The 17,563-nt window shown below is 67.1% G+C and carries 12 protein-coding genes and 1 other RNA gene; all 13 read left to right on the top strand.

All coding sequences use genetic code 11. From position 1 onward, the window contains the following. The first annotated feature begins 23 nt into the window (after positions 1 to 23). The 13 genes from ABG80_RS21985 to ABG80_RS13695 all read left to right on the top strand — a co-directional run bounded on the left by ABG80_RS21985 (position 24) and on the right by ABG80_RS13695 (position 16,841). Positions 24 to 344: a hypothetical protein gene (locus ABG80_RS21985; protein ID WP_058088136.1), complete on the top strand. Its 321-nt coding sequence runs from the start codon at positions 24 to 26 to the stop codon at positions 342 to 344. A 152-nt stretch (positions 345 to 496) separates the two neighbouring features. Beyond that, positions 497 to 2,029, top strand: coding sequence for a TonB-dependent receptor (locus ABG80_RS13645; protein ID WP_083506080.1), 1,533 nt, complete (start codon positions 497 to 499; stop codon positions 2,027 to 2,029). A gap of 13 nt (positions 2,030 to 2,042) precedes the next feature. Next, on the top strand, positions 2,043 to 3,020 hold the full coding sequence (locus tag ABG80_RS13650; RefSeq protein ID WP_083506081.1) for a metal ABC transporter substrate-binding protein: 978 nt from the start codon (positions 2,043 to 2,045) through the stop codon (positions 3,018 to 3,020). Beyond that, a complete protein-coding gene (locus ABG80_RS13655; RefSeq protein ID WP_058088137.1) occupies positions 3,017 to 3,811 on the top strand; it encodes a metal ABC transporter permease in 795 nt (264 codons plus the stop codon). Before ABG80_RS13650 ends, ABG80_RS13655 begins: the two co-directional genes overlap by 4 nt. Positions 3,812 to 3,934: 123 nt before the next feature. Next, positions 3,935 to 6,679: a preprotein translocase subunit SecA gene (gene secA, locus ABG80_RS13660; RefSeq protein WP_058088138.1), complete on the top strand. Its 2,745-nt coding sequence runs from the start codon at positions 3,935 to 3,937 to the stop codon at positions 6,677 to 6,679. A 242-nt stretch (positions 6,680 to 6,921) separates the two neighbouring features. After that, positions 6,922 to 9,117: a TRAP transporter large permease subunit gene (locus tag ABG80_RS13665; protein ID WP_058088139.1), complete on the top strand. Its 2,196-nt coding sequence runs from the start codon at positions 6,922 to 6,924 to the stop codon at positions 9,115 to 9,117. 26 nt (positions 9,118 to 9,143) lie between these two features. Beyond that, on the top strand, positions 9,144 to 10,343 hold the full coding sequence (locus tag ABG80_RS13670; RefSeq protein ID WP_058088140.1) for a sensor histidine kinase: 1,200 nt from the start codon (positions 9,144 to 9,146) through the stop codon (positions 10,341 to 10,343). 22 nt (positions 10,344 to 10,365) lie between these two features. Beyond that, complete coding sequence (locus tag ABG80_RS13675) at positions 10,366 to 11,202, top strand: LytR/AlgR family response regulator transcription factor (protein WP_058088141.1); 837 nt, start codon at positions 10,366 to 10,368, stop codon at positions 11,200 to 11,202. A gap of 127 nt (positions 11,203 to 11,329) precedes the next feature. Next, positions 11,330 to 12,559, top strand: coding sequence for a bifunctional glutamate N-acetyltransferase/amino-acid acetyltransferase ArgJ (argJ, locus tag ABG80_RS13680; protein WP_058088142.1), 1,230 nt, complete (start codon positions 11,330 to 11,332; stop codon positions 12,557 to 12,559). A gap of 146 nt (positions 12,560 to 12,705) precedes the next feature. Then, on the top strand, positions 12,706 to 13,983 hold the full coding sequence (locus ABG80_RS13685) for an HD-GYP domain-containing protein (protein WP_058088143.1): 1,278 nt from the start codon (positions 12,706 to 12,708) through the stop codon (positions 13,981 to 13,983). Between the two features lie 105 nt (positions 13,984 to 14,088). Further along, positions 14,089 to 14,459: a transfer-messenger RNA gene (ssrA, locus tag ABG80_RS21500) on the top strand. 178 nt (positions 14,460 to 14,637) lie between these two features. Beyond that, entirely contained in the window at positions 14,638 to 15,831 is a 1,194-nt protein-coding gene (locus ABG80_RS23810) for an IS3 family transposase (protein ID WP_268760976.1), read from the top strand. A gap of 221 nt (positions 15,832 to 16,052) precedes the next feature. Next, positions 16,053 to 16,841 carry a hypothetical protein gene (locus ABG80_RS13695; RefSeq protein ID WP_058088144.1) on the top strand — a complete coding sequence of 263 codons (789 nt, stop codon included), beginning with the start codon at positions 16,053 to 16,055 and terminating at the stop codon, positions 16,839 to 16,841. Positions 16,842 to 17,563: the final 722 nt, after the last annotated feature.

Raw genomic sequence — 17,563 nt, forward strand, 5'->3', positions numbered from 1 at the left:
GCATCCGTTAAGCTTGCGTCCTCATGCGTCTCCCAACGAGCCCGAAACACCTGCGCCACGGCCTGCTGCACCTCGCACTGGCCCTGCTGTTGCTGCTGACGCAGCAGCTGGTGCTGCGCCACGCGCTCGAGCACGAGGCCGACCCCGACCACCACGCGGCCCACAGCCAATGCCTGAGCTGCCTGGCGGGTCACGCCCTTGACCACGCCAGCTCGGGCACGCCTTTGGTGAGCCTGCCGGATTGCGATGCCGTCGCATCCCAGATGGCAGGTGCAGGCCTGGTGGCGGCTGCTGTGACGGTGGTGGCGCACCGGGCCCGTGCCCCCCCTGCTTTCCTGGCCTGAGGCGCTCGCCTCCCCCGTCGCCATGCCGTCGGCCCTCGACGCGCCCGCCCCTTGAAAGGCAGGAGCTCCTGGCCGCGCCACCTCCTTCGATCGAAGCCTGCTTCGAACACATCGGGCCATCACATCTGAAACCGGCCCGGGAAAGCATCACCATGTCCCGCACTCCTCAACGCGGCGCTCTGCGCGCGCGCATTGCCTCGCCCCTGTCTGCACCCCACACCCCGCGCGCCCTGGCCCTGGCTGCGGTCCTGAGCACCGCACTGGGCAACGCCCCGGTCTGGGCCCAGAGCACAGCCCCATCTTCTGCAGACTCGCTCCAGGAGCTTCGCCAGCAGCTCGACGAGATGCGCCGCCAGTACGACGCCCGCATCCAGGCGCTCGAGGCCAGGCTGCAGGCGGCCCAGCGCTCACAGCAACCAGCTGTCGCAGCGACCGCGCCGTCAGCGGTGGCCAACGCCACGCCAAACGCCACCACGGCGCCTGCGGCGTCAGATCGCTCAGCCCCGCAGGACCCGGCCCGTCCCATGGCCCGCCAGGGCGCAGCGGGCTTCAACCCCTCCGTGTCGGCCGTGCTCAGCGGCGGCTACAACGGCCTGTCGAAGGACCCCGAAACCTGGGCCATCCCCGGCTTCCTGCCCACGGGCGGCGAGGTGGGCCCAGGCTCGCGCGGCCTGACCCTCAGCGAGTCCGAGATCACGCTGGCGACCAACGTCGATCACTTGTTCTATGGCTCCCTGACGCTGGCCGTCACGCCAGAGAACGAAACCGAGGTCGAAGAAGCCTATGTGCAGACCACCGCACTGCCCGCAGGGCTGCGCCTGAAGGCCGGCCGCTTCTTCGCGGGCCTGGGCTACCTCAACGAACAGCACGCCCACGCCTGGGACTTCGTCGATGCGCCGCTGGCCCACCAGGCCTTGCTGGGCGGTCAGTTCAAGCAAGAAGGCCTGCAGGCGCGCTGGGTGCTGCCCCTGGAGCGCTACGTCGAGCTCGGCGTGGAGCTGGGCAATGGCAACAACTTCCCGGGCAGCGAGCGCAACCGCAATGGCGCGGGCGCCCTGCTGCTGTCGGCCCACACGGGTGGCGACATCGGGCTGAGCCAGAGCTGGCGCGCCGGCGTGTCGTGGATGCGCACCCATGCCGATGGCCGCGAGTGGGAGTCCGAAGACCCCAACGGTGGCAGCGCCCCGCTGGTCAACAGCTTCACCGGACGCAGCCGCATCTGGGCGGTTGACGGTGTCTGGAAATGGGCGCCCAACGGCAACGCCAAGGTCACCAACTTGCAACTGCAAGGCGAGTACTTCCGCCGCCAGGAGCGTGGTGACGTGACCTACGACACCGCCGACCTCACTGGCGCGGGCAACACCACCGACGCCTACCGCTCGGCGCAATCGGGCTGGTACCTGCAGGGCGTGTGGCAGTTCATGCCGCAATGGCGCACCGGGCTGCGCTTTGACCAGCTCGATGGCGGCTCGGTCAACTTCGGTGGCAACGCCGCCCTGGCCAGCGCAGACGAGGGCACCCGCAAGCCGCGCCGCACCAGCCTGATGTTCGACTGGTCGCCCAGCGAGTTCAGCCGCTGGCGCCTGCAACTCAGCGAAGACCGCGTGCGCGCCGACGGCGTGGACCACCAGGTCTTCCTGCGCTACCAGGTCAACCTGGGCGCCCACGGCGCGCACAGCTTCTGAAGAAGGCGCTGACATGAGCCTCATCCACAACACCCTGCGCGCCAAGCGACGCCCGCGCATCGTTGGCATCGCCGCAGCCACCTGGCGCGGCCTGGCCTCGGCCGCGTTGCTGGCCGGGTCACTGGCCACCTCCCCCGCTCACGCTTCCAGCCCGATCAAGGTCGTGGCCTGTGAGCCCGAGTGGGCCGCGCTGACCAAGGAACTCGCCGGCAACCAGGCCAGCGTCTACGCCGCCACCCACGCCCTGCAGGACCCTCACGCCATCCAGGCCCGCCCCAGCCTGATCGCCGCCGTGCGCAACGCCGACCTGCTGGTGTGCACCGGTGCCGAGCTGGAGGTGGGCTGGCTGCCCGTGCTGCTGCGCCAGGCCGGCAACGCCGCTGTGCAGCCGGGCAAACCTGGCAACTTCGAGGCCGCCGATCAGGTGACGATGCTGGAGGTGCCGGGTCGCCTGGACCGTGCCGATGGCGACGTGCACGCCGAGGGCAACCCGCACATCCAGACCGATCCGCGCAACATTGGCAAGGTGGCACAGGCATTGGCCCAACGGCTCGCCGAGGTCGACCCGGCCAACGCCGCGCTCTACCGCCAGCGACTGGCCGACTTCCAGGCCCGCTGGACGCCGGCCGTGCAGCGTTGGACGCTGGCTGCAGCACCCTTGAAGGGCACGCCCATCGTCGTGCAGCACCGCGGCTTTCCTTACCTGGAAGCCTGGCTGGGCCTCAGGCAGGTGGCAACACTGGAGCCCAAACCAGGGGTCGAGCCGACCAGCCCGCACCTGTCGGCCGTGCTGCAGCAACTGCAGGGGCAACCCGCCAAGCTGATCCTGCGTGCGGCCTACCAAGACGGTCGGGCCTCGCAATGGCTGGCTGACCGCAGCAAACTGCCCGTGGTGGTGGTGCCCTACACGGTGGGCGGCAGCGATCGGGCGCAGGACCTGTTCAGCCTGTTTGACGAGACCATCGACCTGTTGCTGAAAGCCCGCCGATGATCGAAGGCCTGCACCCCATCGACTGGGGCATCGTCGGCCCGGCCCTGCTGGCGGCGTTGCTCGTGCTGGCCACGCACGTTCCGCTGGGGCGGCAGGTGCTCCGCAAAGGCATCGTCTTCATCGACCTGGCGATCGCCCAGATCGCCGGGCTGGGGCTGATCGCGGCGCACACCCTGGGCTGGGAGCCCCAGGGCTGGGCGGTGCAGGCCACGGCCATGGGCGCCGCCGCCGGGGGGGCCCTGCTGATGACCTGGATGGAGCGCCGCTGGCCCGACATCCAGGAGGCCCTGATCGGCGTGTTGTTCGTGCTGGCCTCGTCCAGCGGCATCTTGCTGCTGGCCAACAACCCGCACGGCGGCGAGCACCTGCAGGACCTCCTGGTCGGGCAGGTGCTGTGGGTGACGTCAGGCCAGCTGCAGCTGATGGCAGGGCTGACCGCCGTGCTGCTGGCGCTGTGGTTCGGCCTGGGCGAGCGACTGGGCCGCACCGGCTTTTACCTGCTGTTCGCCGTGGCAGTGACGGCCTCGGTCCAGCTGGTGGGGGTCTACCTCGTCTTCAGTTGCCTGATCATGCCGGCGCTGGCCGTGCGACACCTGCCGCCACGCGCCGCGATGCTGGCCGGCTGGCTGACGGGCGGGCTGGGCTGCCTGCTCGGGCTGTGCCTGTCGGCCATGTTCGACCTGCCCTCGGGCGCCGTGATGGTGGCGTGCGTGGCCCTGAGCTCGCTGGTGACGGCCTGGCTGTCCCCTGCGGAACACGCCGCTTCAGCCCCCCATTCGCGGGCCGGGTGACCCTGCCATGGCCGGGTCACACCCCGGTGCTACACTTTTTCGCTTCGATCGGCGTGGCCGATCACCCCGCTCGCCGAAGCCGGCCGTCACCCGACAGGCCGGCCTGATTGAACTGACCGCTCCATGTTGCCCAAGCTCCTGACCTCGATTTTTGGTAGCCGTAACGAACGCCTGCTCAAGGAATACCGTCGAACGGTCACCAAGATCAACGCGCTCGAACCCAGCCTCGAGCCCCTGAGCGACGAGCAACTGCGCGCCAAGACCGACGAGTTCAAGCAGCGCATCGCGCAGGGCGAATCGCTCGACAAACTGCTGCCTGAAGCATTTGCCGTGGTTCGCGAAGGCTCCAAGCGCGTCTTCAAGATGCGCCATTTCGACGTCCAGATGCTGGGCGGCATGGCACTGCACAACGGCAAGATCGCCGAAATGCGCACCGGCGAAGGCAAGACCCTGACCGCCACCCTGCCCGTCTACCTCAATGCCCTGACCGGCAAGGGCGTGCACCTCGTCACCGTCAACGATTACCTCGCGCGCCGTGACGCCGAGTGGATGGGCAAGCTCTACACCTTCCTGGGCCTGACGGTGGGCATCAACCTGCCGCAAATGCCCCGCGAGGACAAGCAAGCCGCCTACGCCTGCGACATCACCTACGGCACCAACAACGAGTACGGCTTCGACTACCTGCGCGACAACATGGTCTACGAGGTGCGCGACCGCGTGCAGCGTGGCCTGAACTTCGCCATCGTCGACGAAGTCGACTCCATCCTGATCGACGAAGCCCGCACGCCGCTGATCATCTCCGGCCAGGCCGACGACCACACCGAGCTGTACCTGCGCATCAACGCGGTGGTGCCCCACCTCAAGAAGCAGATCGGCGAAGAGGACCCGAAAACCGGCGAAGGCATCATCGAGCCGGGCGACTTCACCGCCGACGAGAAAACCCGCCAGGTCTTCCTGACCGAAGCCGGCCACGAAAACGCCGAGCGCCTGCTGTCTGACGCCGGCCTGCTGGCCGAAGGCGCCTCGCTGTACGACGCCGCCAACATCACCCTGATGCACCACCTGTACGCGGGCCTGCGCGCGCACCACCTGTTCAACAAGGACCAGCACTACGTGGTCCAGAACGGTGAAGTGGTCATCGTCGACGAATTCACCGGCCGCCTGATGTCGGGTCGCCGCTGGTCGGACGGCCTGCACCAGGCCGTCGAGGCCAAGGAAGGCGTGCAGATACAGGCCGAGAACCAGACCCTGGCCTCGATCACCTTCCAGAACTACTTCCGCATGTACGGCAAGCTTTCGGGCATGACCGGCACGGCCGACACCGAAGCCTTCGAATTCCAGTCCATCTACGGCCTGGAAACCGTGGTCATCCCGCCCAACCGCGTGATGCTGCGCAAGGACCAGCTCGACCTGGTCTACAAGACCGCCGGAGAGAAGTACAAGGCCATCATCGACGACATCAAGGACTGCCACGGCCGCGGCCAGCCCGTGCTGGTGGGCACCACCTCGATCGAGAACTCCGAGCTGATCGCTCAGATGCTGACCAAAGAGGGCCTGCCCCACCAGGTGCTCAACGCCAAGCAGCACGCCCGCGAAGCCGACATCGTCGCGCAGGCCGGCCGCCCGGGCATGGTCACCATCGCCACCAACATGGCAGGTCGGGGCACCGACATCGTGCTCGGCGGCAATGTCGAGAAGGACATCCAGCTGATCGAAGCCGACGAGTCGCTGGACCACGCCGCCAAGGAAGCCAAGATCGCCGCGCTCAAGGCCGAGCAGCAGTCGATCAATGCCAAGGTCAAGGAGCTGGGCGGCCTGCGCATCATCGCCACCGAGCGCCACGAGTCGCGCCGCATCGACAACCAGCTGCGTGGCCGCGCCGGTCGCCAGGGTGACCCGGGCTCCTCGCGCTTCTACCTCTCGCTGGACGACCCACTGATGCGCATCTTCGCGGGCGACCGCGTGCGCGCCATCATGGACCGCCTGAAGATGCCCGAGGGCGAAGCCATCGAAGCCGGCATCGTCACGCGCTCCATCGAAAGCGCGCAGCGCAAGGTCGAAGGCCACAACTTCGACATGCGCAAGCAGCTGCTCGAGTACGACGACGTCTCCAACGACCAGCGCAAGGTCATCTACCAGCAGCGCAACGAGATCCTCGAATCGACCGAGGTGGCCGAGTCCATCGCCAACCTGCGCAAGGGCGCGCTGGGCGATGTCGTGCACACCTTCGTGCCCGAGAACAGCCTCGAAGAGCAAAGGGACCTGACCGCACTCGAGAAGCTGCTCAAAGAAGAGTGGCAACTCGACGTTGACCTGGTCAAGTGGGTCGAAGGCGCCCAGTCGGTCGAGGCCGACGACGTGCTCGAGCGCGTGCTCGAAGCCGCGACCTCCTCCTACCAGGCCAAGGTCGATGCCGTCACCCGCGAGCAGTTCGCGCCGTTCGAGCGCATGGTGCTGCTGCAGTCCATCGACCTGCACTGGCGCGAGCACCTGGCTGCGCTCGACTACCTGCGCCAGGGCATCCACCTGCGCGGCTACGCCCAGAAGAACCCCAAGCAGGAGTACAAGCGCGAGGCATTCGAGCTCTTCGGCCAGCTTCTCGACGTGGTCAAGATGGACGTCACCCGCAAGCTGCTGACGGTGCGCATCCAGAGCCAGGAAGAGGCTGCACAAGCCGCCCAGGCCATCGAAGACCAGGGCGAGCGCCTGAGCAACGTCACCTACACGCACCCGGCCGAAGACGGCTCGGTGGTCACCGAGACCGATCCGGCCACCGCCAAACAAGACGTGCCGCGCGTGGGCCGCAACGACCCCTGCCCCTGCGGCAGCGGCCAGAAATACAAGAACTGCCACGGCAAACTGGCCTGATCGCCTCGGTTTCTGCGCCCAAGCTGGCGCTTTCGCGATGCAACAAGGGCTCCCTGCGGGGAGCCCTTCTCATTGGCGCCTTGCCATTCACTCCCGTCAGATGCCGTTTCGCGCCGCCCAGCCCGCCATCCATCTTTCCCTAATGTTTCGCGCTTGACCTTGTCCCTAGAGTCGCGCCTGGAAACCCACACAAAAAGCGACGAGGTCCGCCAGAGGCCTGCGCTGGTACCAGGAGACAAACCATGTCAGCAGAAACCACCCTGCACGCCCCACCCAGGTTCAGCCTCTTCGGCCGCAAGCCGAGCGAATGGCTGGTCGGCTTGCCCACCATCACCTTGCTGCTGCTCGTGCTGGTCATCGGCACTGGCGAGATGCTGCACGGGCAGCTGCTGCGCATGGGCGAGTCCATGTTCGGCGACAAGGACAACGGGGTGCAGTACTTCATGCTGCGCGCCGACCCTGAAAAACCCGCCTGCGACCCGAGCCTGAACGTCGATGCCGAGGTCGCCCGCCAGATCGCCGCAGACCAGCGCAGCACCGGCGACGCGCTCGACGACCTGTTCGAAGCCTCGGCCATCGACCCGGTGGCTCGCCGCCATGCCGTGCTCGTGTCCCTGCAGCAATGCCAAGCCCGCCACGAGCTGTACCAGAAGGCCATCACGCACCTGACGCCCACCGTCATCGCCTACCGGACCCTGGAGACCAGCTTCTTCGGCCTGTTCCAGTTCGGCACCGAAAACCGCCCGCTGATCCTGCTGCTGCTCATGGGCGTGACCATCGTGGCCACCACGCTGGGCTACCACCACATCAGCCTGATCGCGCCCCGTTTCCCCCGGGACTTCAAGATCCAGGCCTGGACCATGCTGGCGGCCTCGTCGGTCTCGATGTGGTCGGCCATCCGCTACTACCAGATCTCCGTGGCCTCGGGCGTGGAGGTCGAAGACCCGCACATCCACTTCGCCTGGATGGCGCTGTTCGGCTCGCTGATGCTCGTGAGCGCCTGGCAGACCGTGCGCCCGCATCGCCCGAACGACGCCCACCACATTGGCGAAGGCAGCTGGCTGAACGCGCTCAAGTGCGTGCCGCTCGCCGGCCTGATGACGCTGAGCTCGGCCAACTACTTCTTCGGCGCCAACCACCCCTCGGGCCTGGCCATCTACACCAACGCCCTGATGGAGTTCCCGAACCTGCCGCTGCAGCTCGCGCTCTTCATCTGGTGCGGCATGCTGTTCAAGCAAAGCCGCATGGTCGATGTCTTCATGAACCTGCTGCGCCCCTGGAAGCTCTCGCCCGAAGCGCTGACCTTTTTCGTGCTGCTGGCCGCCGCCATCCCGACGGCCTACACCGGCGGCTCGGGTGCTTTCGTGATGGCCGCTGGCGCCATCATCTATCACGAGATCCGGGCCGTGGGCGGCAGCAGCCAGTACGCCCTGGGCGCCACCGCCATGTCGGGCTCGCTGGGGGTGGTGCTCAGCCCCAGCCTGCTGGTCATCGCCATCGTGGCCGTCAACAAGGAAGTCACCAGCGACGAGCTCTTCCACTGGGGCCTGTACGTCTTCTTCCTGACGTCCGCGCTGTTCTTCATCGCCTCGCAACTGCGCCGTGAAAAGCACACCATCGACATCGCCCCGGTGAGCGAGGCCCTGCCCGCCACCTTGCGCCAGATCCCGACGCTGCTGCCCTATGTGGCCGTCGTGGCCGTGGTCAGCGCCTTCTACGCCACGGTGCTGAACTCGCCGCTCAACGAGATCACCGCGCCGATCATCATGCCGGTGATGATGATCCTCATCGTCGTGTTCGACAAACTGCTGCAGGCCCGTGGCTTCGGCCCGCAATCGACCCAGCTGGCTTTCGCCATGCACCGCGAAAAGGGCATCGAGTCGTCGATCCGTGTCTCCACCATGGAGACGGTCGAGCACCTGGGTGGCTACCTCTTCCTGATCCTGCTGTCGCAAGCAGCAGGTGGTGTGATCGAGCGCTCGGGCATCATCCACTACGCACCCGACGTGTTCGACAGCGCCTGGACGGCCATGGCCTTCATGGCCACCGCCCTGGTCGTGCTGGGCATGTTCATGGAGCCCCTGGGCGCCATCTTCCTGGTCTCGGGCACGCTGGCTCCGCTGGCCTACAAAAGCGGCATCGACCCCGTTCACTTCTGGATGATGGTGCTGGTGGCCTTCGAGCTGGGCTACCTGATGCCGCCGGTGGCGCTCAACCAACTGCTGGCTCGACAAGCCGTGGGTGATGCACTCATCGAAGCTTCCGACGAAGAAGCCGCCCACCAGCGCTCCTTCTACCGCCGCTACGAACGCTGGATCCTGCCTTGCGCCGTCATGACGGTGGGCCTGATCCTCGTGTCCTTCGGGCCACTCGCCATCAGAGAGTTCCCCGAGCTGCAGGGCTGGCTCAAAGGCTGGATCATGCCGACGCTGCATTGAGCGCACGCGGCTGACACAATCGGGGGATGTCCACCCAGGCCCCATCCAGCGACCCGACCACGCTCGGGTCCATCCCGCGCACAGGCTGGTTCAACCTGGCCTGGAGCGTGGCGATTGCCCTGTTCATGTGGGCGCTGGAAGTGGCCGCCCCCGGCCCGCACGAGGGCCACTCGCTCATCGTCTTCCTGGCTTACGCCATCAGCCTGGGCTACTGGGCATGGACGCTGACCGGCATCGTCTTCCTCGCCGAAGCCCGCTACGTCTGGCGCCAGCAGCCCGAGCTGCGTCACCGCTACCTGCACAGCGGCGTGTACGGCCTGGTGCGCTGGCGAACCCACCTGCTCTGCGCGCTGGTGTGCATGCCGATCGCTGCGGGCTTCGGCGTGTTCCTGGCCCGCGCGGTGCTGAGCCTGCCCTGGCCGGGCAGCGCCCACATCGGCGACACCCTGCCCTTCGGCGTGGCCATGGTCATGACCTGCAGCATCGCGCTGCTGACCTTCACGCTGGACTACATGCGCGTGCGACTGGCCGCCAACGAGGTGCGCACCGAGGCAGCACAACGTCAGGCCGTCGAGAGCCAGCTGCAACTGCTGCGGGCCCAGCTCGACCCGCACATGATGTTCAACACCCTGGCCAACCTGCACGCGCTGATCGACGCCGACCCGCCGCGCGCCCAGGCCATGCTCGAGCACCTCATCACCTTCCTGCGTGCCACCCTGCAAGGCAGCCGCGCCCTGAGCCACCCCCTGCGTGACGAGTTTGCCCGCCTGCAGGACTACCTCGCGCTGATGCAGATCCGCATGGGCCCGCGCCTGCAAATCGAAGTGGACCTGCCGCCCCAGTTCGCCGGCATCCATGTGCCCACCTTGCTGCTGCAGCCCCTGGTCGAGAACGCCATCAAGCACGGGCTCGAATCCAGCCGAGGCAAAGGCCAGCTCACCGTGCGCGCCCGGCAGCAGGGGCAACACCTGCTGCTCGATGTCGTCAACACCGGCCGCACCCTGTCTGAAGAGGACGCCACCAGCAGCGGCCCAGGCTTCGGTCTGCAAAGCGTGCGCGAGCGCCTGCGCTCTGCCTACGGCCAGGACATCAGCCTGGAGATGGTGCCCGGCCCCGGCGGCGAAGGCACCCGCGTGACCGTGCGCATGCCGCTGCAAACCGATGCCCCGGCCCCCGCGCCTGCGCCAGAGCCCTCACCGTTCGGTCCCTCTCGCTTCCTGCCCTGAGCCCACACGCCCCACCACCGCCATGAACGCCCTGGCCCTCATCGCCGAAGACGAACCCCTGCTGGCAGAGGCGCTCGCCCGCAAGCTGCAACGCCTGTGGCCCGAGTTGCAACTGCTGCCCGCCGCCCCCGATGGCCAGGCCGCCATCGACGCGGCGCTGGAGGGCCTGCCCGACATCCTTTTCCTGGACATCCAGATGCCCGACGTGACCGGGCTGGACGCCGCCGACGTCATCCTGGAACGCTGGCCCGATGACCGCCCACTGCCGCTCATCGTCTTCGTCACCGCTTACGACCACTACGCCCTGGCCGCCTTTGAACACGCCGCGGTCGACTACGTGCTCAAGCCGGTTCAGTCGGCCCGCCTGGGCACCACCGTCACCCGCCTGCAGGCTCAGTTGAGCTGGCGCCAGCAAGGTGGCGGCGAAGCCGAAACGCAGTCCCCCGTTTCTGCTGACCACCCCGGCCTGCCCAACCTGAGCGAGGATGCCGACGGCGCCATGGGCCGCCCCCCGCTGCACAGGCCCGAGCCCCTGACCATCATCCAGGTCGCAGCCGGGCAGACGCTGGTCATGGTGCCGGTGGAAGACATCCTCTGCTTCGAAGCCGCCGACAAATACGTTCGCCTGGTCACCGACCGCGCCGGCAGCAGCGAACTGCTCATCCGCACGCCCCTGCGCGAACTCCTGCCCCGGCTGGACGCCAACCGCTTCTGGCAGGTGCACCGCAGCGCCGTGGTCAACGTCACCGCCATCGACCGCGTCATCCGCGACGGCGGCAAGCTGCGCATCCACATCCGCGGTCGCGCCGAAACGCTCGAAGTCAGCCGCATGTACGCCCACAGGTTCAAGGCCATGTGAGCAGGGATCCGTCCCCATCCGCTGCGCAACGATGCTGCACAATCGGGCCTCCCCGCCGGGGCGGGCCCATCCGCCCCACATGCCACCCAGGCGCCCACGACAAGCGCCACGCCACGCGCCTCACACCATGCCCGTCAACCTGACCGCACCGAACCCCTCCGACCTGCACCCCGTTCCCGGCGTGAAGCTGGGCATCACCATGGCGGGCGTGCGCAAGGCAAACCGACGCGACCTGTCGGTCATCCTGCTCGACGAAGGCAGCGCCGTGGCAGGCGTGTTCACCAAGAACCGCTACTGCGCCGCGCCCGTGCAGATCTGCCGTGAGCACCTGCAAGACAGCAGCGACATCCGCGCCCTGGTGATCAACACCGGCAACGCCAACGCCGGCACCGGCGAAGACGGCATGGTGCGCGCCCGCGCCACCTGCGTCGCGCTGGCTCGCCTGCTGCAGCTCTCGCCGCGCCAGGTGCTGCCCTTCTCCACCGGCGTCATCATGGAGACGCTGCCGGTCGACCGCATCGAAGCCGGCCTGCCCGCAGCCATCGCCGACGCCAAAGCCGACAACTGGGCAGTGGCCGCCGAAGGCATCATGACCACGGACACCCTGCCCAAGGCCTTCTCCAAACAGATCACCCTGGGCGGCCAGACCGTCACCATCACCGGCATCAGCAAAGGCGCCGGAATGATCAAGCCCAACATGGCCACCATGCTGGGCTACCTGGCCACCGACGCCAAGGTCGCTCCCGGCCTGCTGCAAAGCCTGGTGACCGATGCCGCCAACGCCTCCTTCAACCGCATCACCATCGACGGCGACACCTCCACCAACGACAGCTTCGTTCTGATCGCCACCCGCAAGGCCCAGCACGCCGAAATCACCGACCTGGCCAGCGCCGACGGCCAGGCCCTGCGCGCCGCCCTCATCGAGGTTTCGCAAAAGCTGGCCCAGGCCATCGTGCGCGACGGCGAAGGCGCCACCAAGTTCATCAGCGTGACCATCGAAGGCGGCCGCAACGAAGCCGAATGCGCCCTGGCGGCCTACGCCATCGCCCACTCGCCGCTGGTCAAGACCGCCTTCTTCGCCTCCGACCCCAACCTCGGCCGCATCCTGGCCGCCGTGGGCTATGCCGGCATCGACGACCTCGACCAGAACCTCATCGAGATGCACCTCGACGATGTGCACGTGGTCACGAAGGGCGGCCGCAACCCGGCCTACCGCGAAGAAGACGGTCAGCGCGTCATGAAGCAATCGGAAATCACCATCCGCGTGAACCTGGGCCGCGGCCCGGCCTCGACCACCGTCTGGACCTGCGACCTCTCACACGACTACGTCAGCATCAACGCCGACTACCGCAGCTGATCCCAATGGCGGATCGTGAGATCCGTCACACACGCCAGCCCCCAGGCGCCAGCAGGCACCGGGCTGGCGTTTTCACGTGTGCCATGCGGCAGGCATCGTCCCATAATGGGTCAGCCCTGCACCTCACCGTGGGGCGAGGAGTGGTCATGAGCCCCAACGCCGTGCACGCCGTACCCAGCGACTTCCAGGTCGCCAACCCCCACGCCCTGGCCACCATCCTGGAAGCCAGCGAAACCCGGTCGATCATCGCCTCCAGCGACATCTTCGACATCAACGGCATGAAGCTGTGGGCGCGCAACCAGCCCGTCACGGCGGACCTGCAGCGCAAGCTGATGGACCGGTCCCTGCGCAAACCGCTGGAGACCTGCCTGATGGCCGAGGACGGGGTCACGCCAGGCAGCCTCAAGCGCGCCATGGCCCGCCTGATCGACACCGAGGGCATGCTCAGCCCCCTGCTGCGCCCCCATGCCGACGCCCTGATGCACGGTGCGGCCAGCCTGCGCCTGCACTCCGTGGTGCAACTGCTGCTGAGCGCTGTCGAAACCGCCCGCCCCGCTGCCTTTGCCCACGCGCTCGACGCCATGGCCGTGGCCGGCGCGCTGATGCACGCGCGGGGCGGTGACGAGCGCCTCATCGGCCAGGCCATGACCGCCGGCCTGCTGCACGACGTTGGCGAGATGTACATCTCACCCGAGTACGGCGAAGCCGACGCAGGCGCCACCCTGGATGTCGACACCTACCGCCAGCTCGTGGTGCACCCCCACGTGGGCCAGCTGCTGCTCGGTCAGCTCACCGACTACCCCCGCGACATCGTGCGAGCTGTGGCCGAACATCACGAGCGACTCGACGGCTCCGGCTACCCGCACCTGCTCACCGGCGATCGCATGTCGGCGCTCGGCAAACTGCTGTCGGCCACCGAAGAAGCCCTCGCGGCCCTGCGCCTGCCCGACGCCACCTTGCACCACGCCAGCGTCGCACTGCGGGTGGTGCCCGGCGAATTCGACGAGCACCTGAGCGGCCCGCTGGCGGCCGCCGCCCGCGTGGTGGCCCCCTTGCGGCCGCGCCGCTCGGGTGAAGACCTGCTGCACGAGCTCGCCAACCTGGACTTCGCCCTGCAAGGCGCGATGAACCGCCTCGAACTCATGCTGCCCGACAACCCCGGCCCCAACCTGACGCGCTCGGCAGACCTGTGCCGCCACCTGCTGCACAAGTTGCGCCAGGGCTGGAACGAAAGCGGACTGTGGAGCCCCAACGCGATCGGCATCGACCAGATCGCCGAAGCCGAAGCGGTGCTCGACGCCCTGGGTCACCGCCTGGCCACCATCGAGCGCATGGCCCGGCTGGCCGCAGGTGACCTGTCCGGCGAAGAGCAGGACAGCCTGGACGGTTTCTGCGCCAGCCTGGTGGCGGAGCCCGGGAGCTGAAGCCAGGGCGATTCAGGGCTTGAAATCAGCCGGACCGCCCCGAATTGCCGGCCATGTCCCAGGCAGTGGCGGAAGGAAGCGCCTACAATGGGACACCCATTTCCTGGGGCCGACCTGGTTTCGACGTTGGTGCGGATTCGGGACAGGGCATGTCGAGCACCAGTTCGCTCGTAAATCCACTGGAAAAAAACCAACTGCAAACGATCAAAAGTTCGCACTCGCCGCTTAATACCGGTGAGCCTCTCAACAGTCGGCCCATGGGCTGGGTCTGAGCCGCAAGGCAAGGACTGAGAGGTCATTTTCATGGGCTGGGCTTCACCTGGGTCACTCAAGTGAGGTCGAGATCAAGTGACTGGCTGGCCTGATAGCGTGCTGCTGCGCGATCAGGTTGGCGAGATCCAAATCAGACAGCTAAACATGTAGATCTGCTCGTTGATGGCTGACGGACGGGGGTTCAATTCCCCCCGGCTCCACCAAAAAAGCTTCCGGCACAGTCCGCAAGCATCCAAAAAGTCCTAGAGAATCAACGCTCTAGGGCTTTTTTCTTGTCCGCAGCCGTGCGAGTGAGTCTATGGACATCCGGGCACCTGTGCGGGTAACTTTGCGGGTAAGCGACCTACCCGCAACCCAGTTACCCGCAACGGTGTTACCCGCATGCCCATCAAGAACGCCACGAACAAGCTCACGGACCCGGCCATCCGAAATGCCAAGCCGCAGGCCCGGCCCTTCAACCTGGCTGACGGCGGCGGCCTGGGCCTGGAGGTGCAACCCAGCGGCGCCAAGTGGTGGCGCTTCCGCTACCGCATCGACGGTAAGGAAAAAATGCTGTCCTTCGGCACCCACCCCGAAGTCAGCCTGAAGGACGCCCGCGAACGCCGCGAGCAAGCCCGCCGCGACATCGCCGCAGGCATCGACCCTGGCGCCAAGCGCAAGGCGGAAAAGGCCACCCGGGCCGAGCTGGCCGCGAACACTTTCGAGGCTGTGGCCCGCGAGTGGCACCAGGCCGTGCACGTGGCCGCAGTGACCGAGGGCCACGCCGCCCGGACCCTGCTGCGCCTGGAGCAAGACGCCTTCCCATGGTTCGGCGCCCTGCCCATCGCCGAAGTGACGGCACCCAAGCTGCTGGAGGCCCTGCGCAAGGTCGAGGCCCGGGGCGCCATCGAAACGGCCCACCGCGTGCGCCAGGCGTGCGGGCAGGGCTTCCGCTACGGGATCGCCACCGGGCGGTGTGAGCGTGACCCCGCCGCCGATCTGCGGGACGCCTTGCAGCCGGTCATCGTCAAGCACCACGCCGCCATCACCGAGCCACGCAGACCGTTCACGCCCTTCAAGGCCAACACGGTGTGGGCCTATGACTTCGTCTTCGACACCACGGCTGATGGCCAACAGATCAAGTGTCTGACCGTCGTGGATGAGTACACCCGCGAGTGCCTGGCCATCGACGTGGCAGGGTCGATTCGCTCCAGGCGAGTCATCGACGTGCTGTCCAGGCTGGTGAGCATCCATGGTGCGCCGCTGTTCATGCGATCAGACAACGGCCCCGAGTTCGTGAGCGTGGCCATCCTGGAGTGGATCAGCCAAAGCGGCATTTGCACGGTGCTCAACGATCCAGGCAAGCCCTGGCAGAACGGCACCGACGAGAGCTTCAACGGAAAGTTCCGCGATGAATGCCTGTCGCTGGAGTGGTTCAGGTCACGCCGCGAGGCGGCTGTGATCATCGAAGCTTGGCGGCGCCATTACAACGCCGTGCGGCCGCACAGCAGCCTGGACTACTTGACGCCCCACGAGTTCAAACAGCAGTATCTGCCCCTTCCACAACCCGCCGTCTTCCAGGAATGTTTGGCGTGAAAAAGCCGAGCAGGTCACTGGGTCCGCCCCATGCTGATGCGCCCAGGCGAGGTGCACGCGCCGCGCACCAAAACACGCCCGGCGTCGCGCGAAGGCCTCATGGACGATGACCTCACCCCCCTGGCCGGGTGATCCCATGATGCGCAAACCATGACAGGTCCACTCGTGGCACACTGTCCATGCATCCCGCACAGACGGGAGGTTTGGGAGTGTGCTGCGCCATGGACATCTACATCGACCGCACCATCGAGTTCGGTCAGTTGCTGCCGCCCGGGGCACCTGACCTGACGCTCGCACTGGGGCAACATCCCTTCCACCTGGCCCTGCCCGAGCGGCCCGGTGAAAGCGTGGCTGTGCGCCTGCGTGCGGCCACCTACTGCGGGGTCACCGATGTGCTGCAGTTCATCGCCGAGGCCCTGCCCCCTGATGGCTCCATGGCCGACGACGCCGAATTCGAGCCCCGCGACAATGCGCGCCTGCGCCGGGTGCAACTCAGCGAGTTGCTGCTCGCCCCGCTGAACGCCCTGCCCCGCCTGAGCTTCGACACCGACCGCCTCAACGCCTCGGCCAACGACGGCCAGGTGACCCGCGCCCAGACCCTGGCCCGCGGGCTGTCCTGGCAGCACCGTGCCGACGGCCGCGTCGAGGTGCGCCCCGACCCCCAAACCCCGCCCCGCGTGCTGACCGGTTGGCGCACCGACCCGCAATCGACCCAGCTCACCATGAGCAACCACCTGGGCCGTCCCACCGATCAAACGGTTGACCTGGAAGAGCTCACCGCCGATGCACGCCGCGCGGCCCTGGACCTGATGCAGACCTGCCAGGAAGCGCTGACCGAGATCGATTCGCTGCAGGCCCTGCAACCCACCTTGCGCGCCATCAGCCGAGCCCGCCACGGTCACATCGACCGGGCCTCCCCCGACACCGTTCGCCAGGCCGTCGAGCGCCATCGCGAGCGCGCCAGCCTGGAAGTCGGGCGGCTGTTGCAGGAATTGCGCAACGGCGCCTGATGCGCGCCAACAAAAACGCCGCAGACATGCTGCGGCGTTTTTTGCATTCCTGGTCGGGGTGAGAGGATTCGACTCCAGGAGCCGAGACCCGTCAAACGCTCAGAACACCGATGAATAAAGGGACTCTGCCCGATTGACCCACTTGGCTGGCTCCCCATTGTGGGAAGCCTTCAGGCCCGAATTGTGGGAAGGATCAGACCGGGCGTCAACCCCAGCCCGGCCCCGTTAGCGCCCGCCAAAAAAGACAGGTGCGCCCGAAGGCGCGCCCGTGGATCATTGAACCGCCCCGAGCAAAACCGGAGGGGGATCAATCGCCCCGCAAGCGCGATGAATACGGGCTGTCGCCCGATTCTTGATGCCTGGAGGTGTCCAATTTGTACAGCCCGAGGGCCCGCCTCAGAACTCGTCAGATGGCGCTGGAGGTGGGGCCGGGAGCTTCGCCAGGAGGGACGCAAGGTCACGGGCGAGGATGTCTCGCTGGTCAGGCGGGAGGCTCAGGGCCAGCGTGGCAACCCGATCCAGGTCCTGCCTAACCCCGTCCAGCACCGAGGGGCCCGGAGGCGGTTCAACCAGTCCACCAGGGGCCGTGTCACCGACCGGCGTAATGGAGCCACTTCGTGATCGGCATATTGGAGCCAGCCGATGATCGGCGTTATGGATCCAGTGCGTGATCGCCGTATTGGAGCCAGCGGCGGATCGGCGTAATGGAGCCAGTCTGCGCT

This window comes from Aquabacterium parvum (assembly GCF_001447195.1).
Taxonomy (GTDB): Bacteria; Pseudomonadota; Gammaproteobacteria; order Burkholderiales; family Burkholderiaceae_C; genus Aquabacterium; species Aquabacterium parvum.

Bases quoted from the DNA above. Each gene is read 5' to 3' on its own strand.
- ABG80_RS21985 (WP_058088136.1), top strand. From the start codon at position 24: ATGCGTCTCCCAACGAGCCCGAAACACCTGCGCCACGGCCTGCTGCAC.
- ABG80_RS13645 (WP_083506080.1), top strand. From the start codon at position 497: ATGTCCCGCACTCCTCAACGCGGCGCTCTGCGCGCGCGCATTGCCTCG.
- ABG80_RS13650 (WP_083506081.1), top strand. From the start codon at position 2,043: ATGAGCCTCATCCACAACACCCTGCGCGCCAAGCGACGCCCGCGCATC.
- ABG80_RS13655 (WP_058088137.1), top strand. From the start codon at position 3,017: ATGATCGAAGGCCTGCACCCCATCGACTGGGGCATCGTCGGCCCGGCC.
- secA (WP_058088138.1), top strand. From the start codon at position 3,935: ATGTTGCCCAAGCTCCTGACCTCGATTTTTGGTAGCCGTAACGAACGC.
- ABG80_RS13665 (WP_058088139.1), top strand. From the start codon at position 6,922: ATGTCAGCAGAAACCACCCTGCACGCCCCACCCAGGTTCAGCCTCTTC.
- ABG80_RS13670 (WP_058088140.1), top strand. From the start codon at position 9,144: ATGTCCACCCAGGCCCCATCCAGCGACCCGACCACGCTCGGGTCCATC.
- ABG80_RS13675 (WP_058088141.1), top strand. From the start codon at position 10,366: ATGAACGCCCTGGCCCTCATCGCCGAAGACGAACCCCTGCTGGCAGAG.
- argJ (WP_058088142.1), top strand. From the start codon at position 11,330: ATGCCCGTCAACCTGACCGCACCGAACCCCTCCGACCTGCACCCCGTT.
- ABG80_RS13685 (WP_058088143.1), top strand. From the start codon at position 12,706: ATGAGCCCCAACGCCGTGCACGCCGTACCCAGCGACTTCCAGGTCGCC.
- ABG80_RS23810 (WP_268760976.1), top strand. From the start codon at position 14,638: ATGCCCATCAAGAACGCCACGAACAAGCTCACGGACCCGGCCATCCGA.
- ABG80_RS13695 (WP_058088144.1), top strand. From the start codon at position 16,053: ATGGACATCTACATCGACCGCACCATCGAGTTCGGTCAGTTGCTGCCG.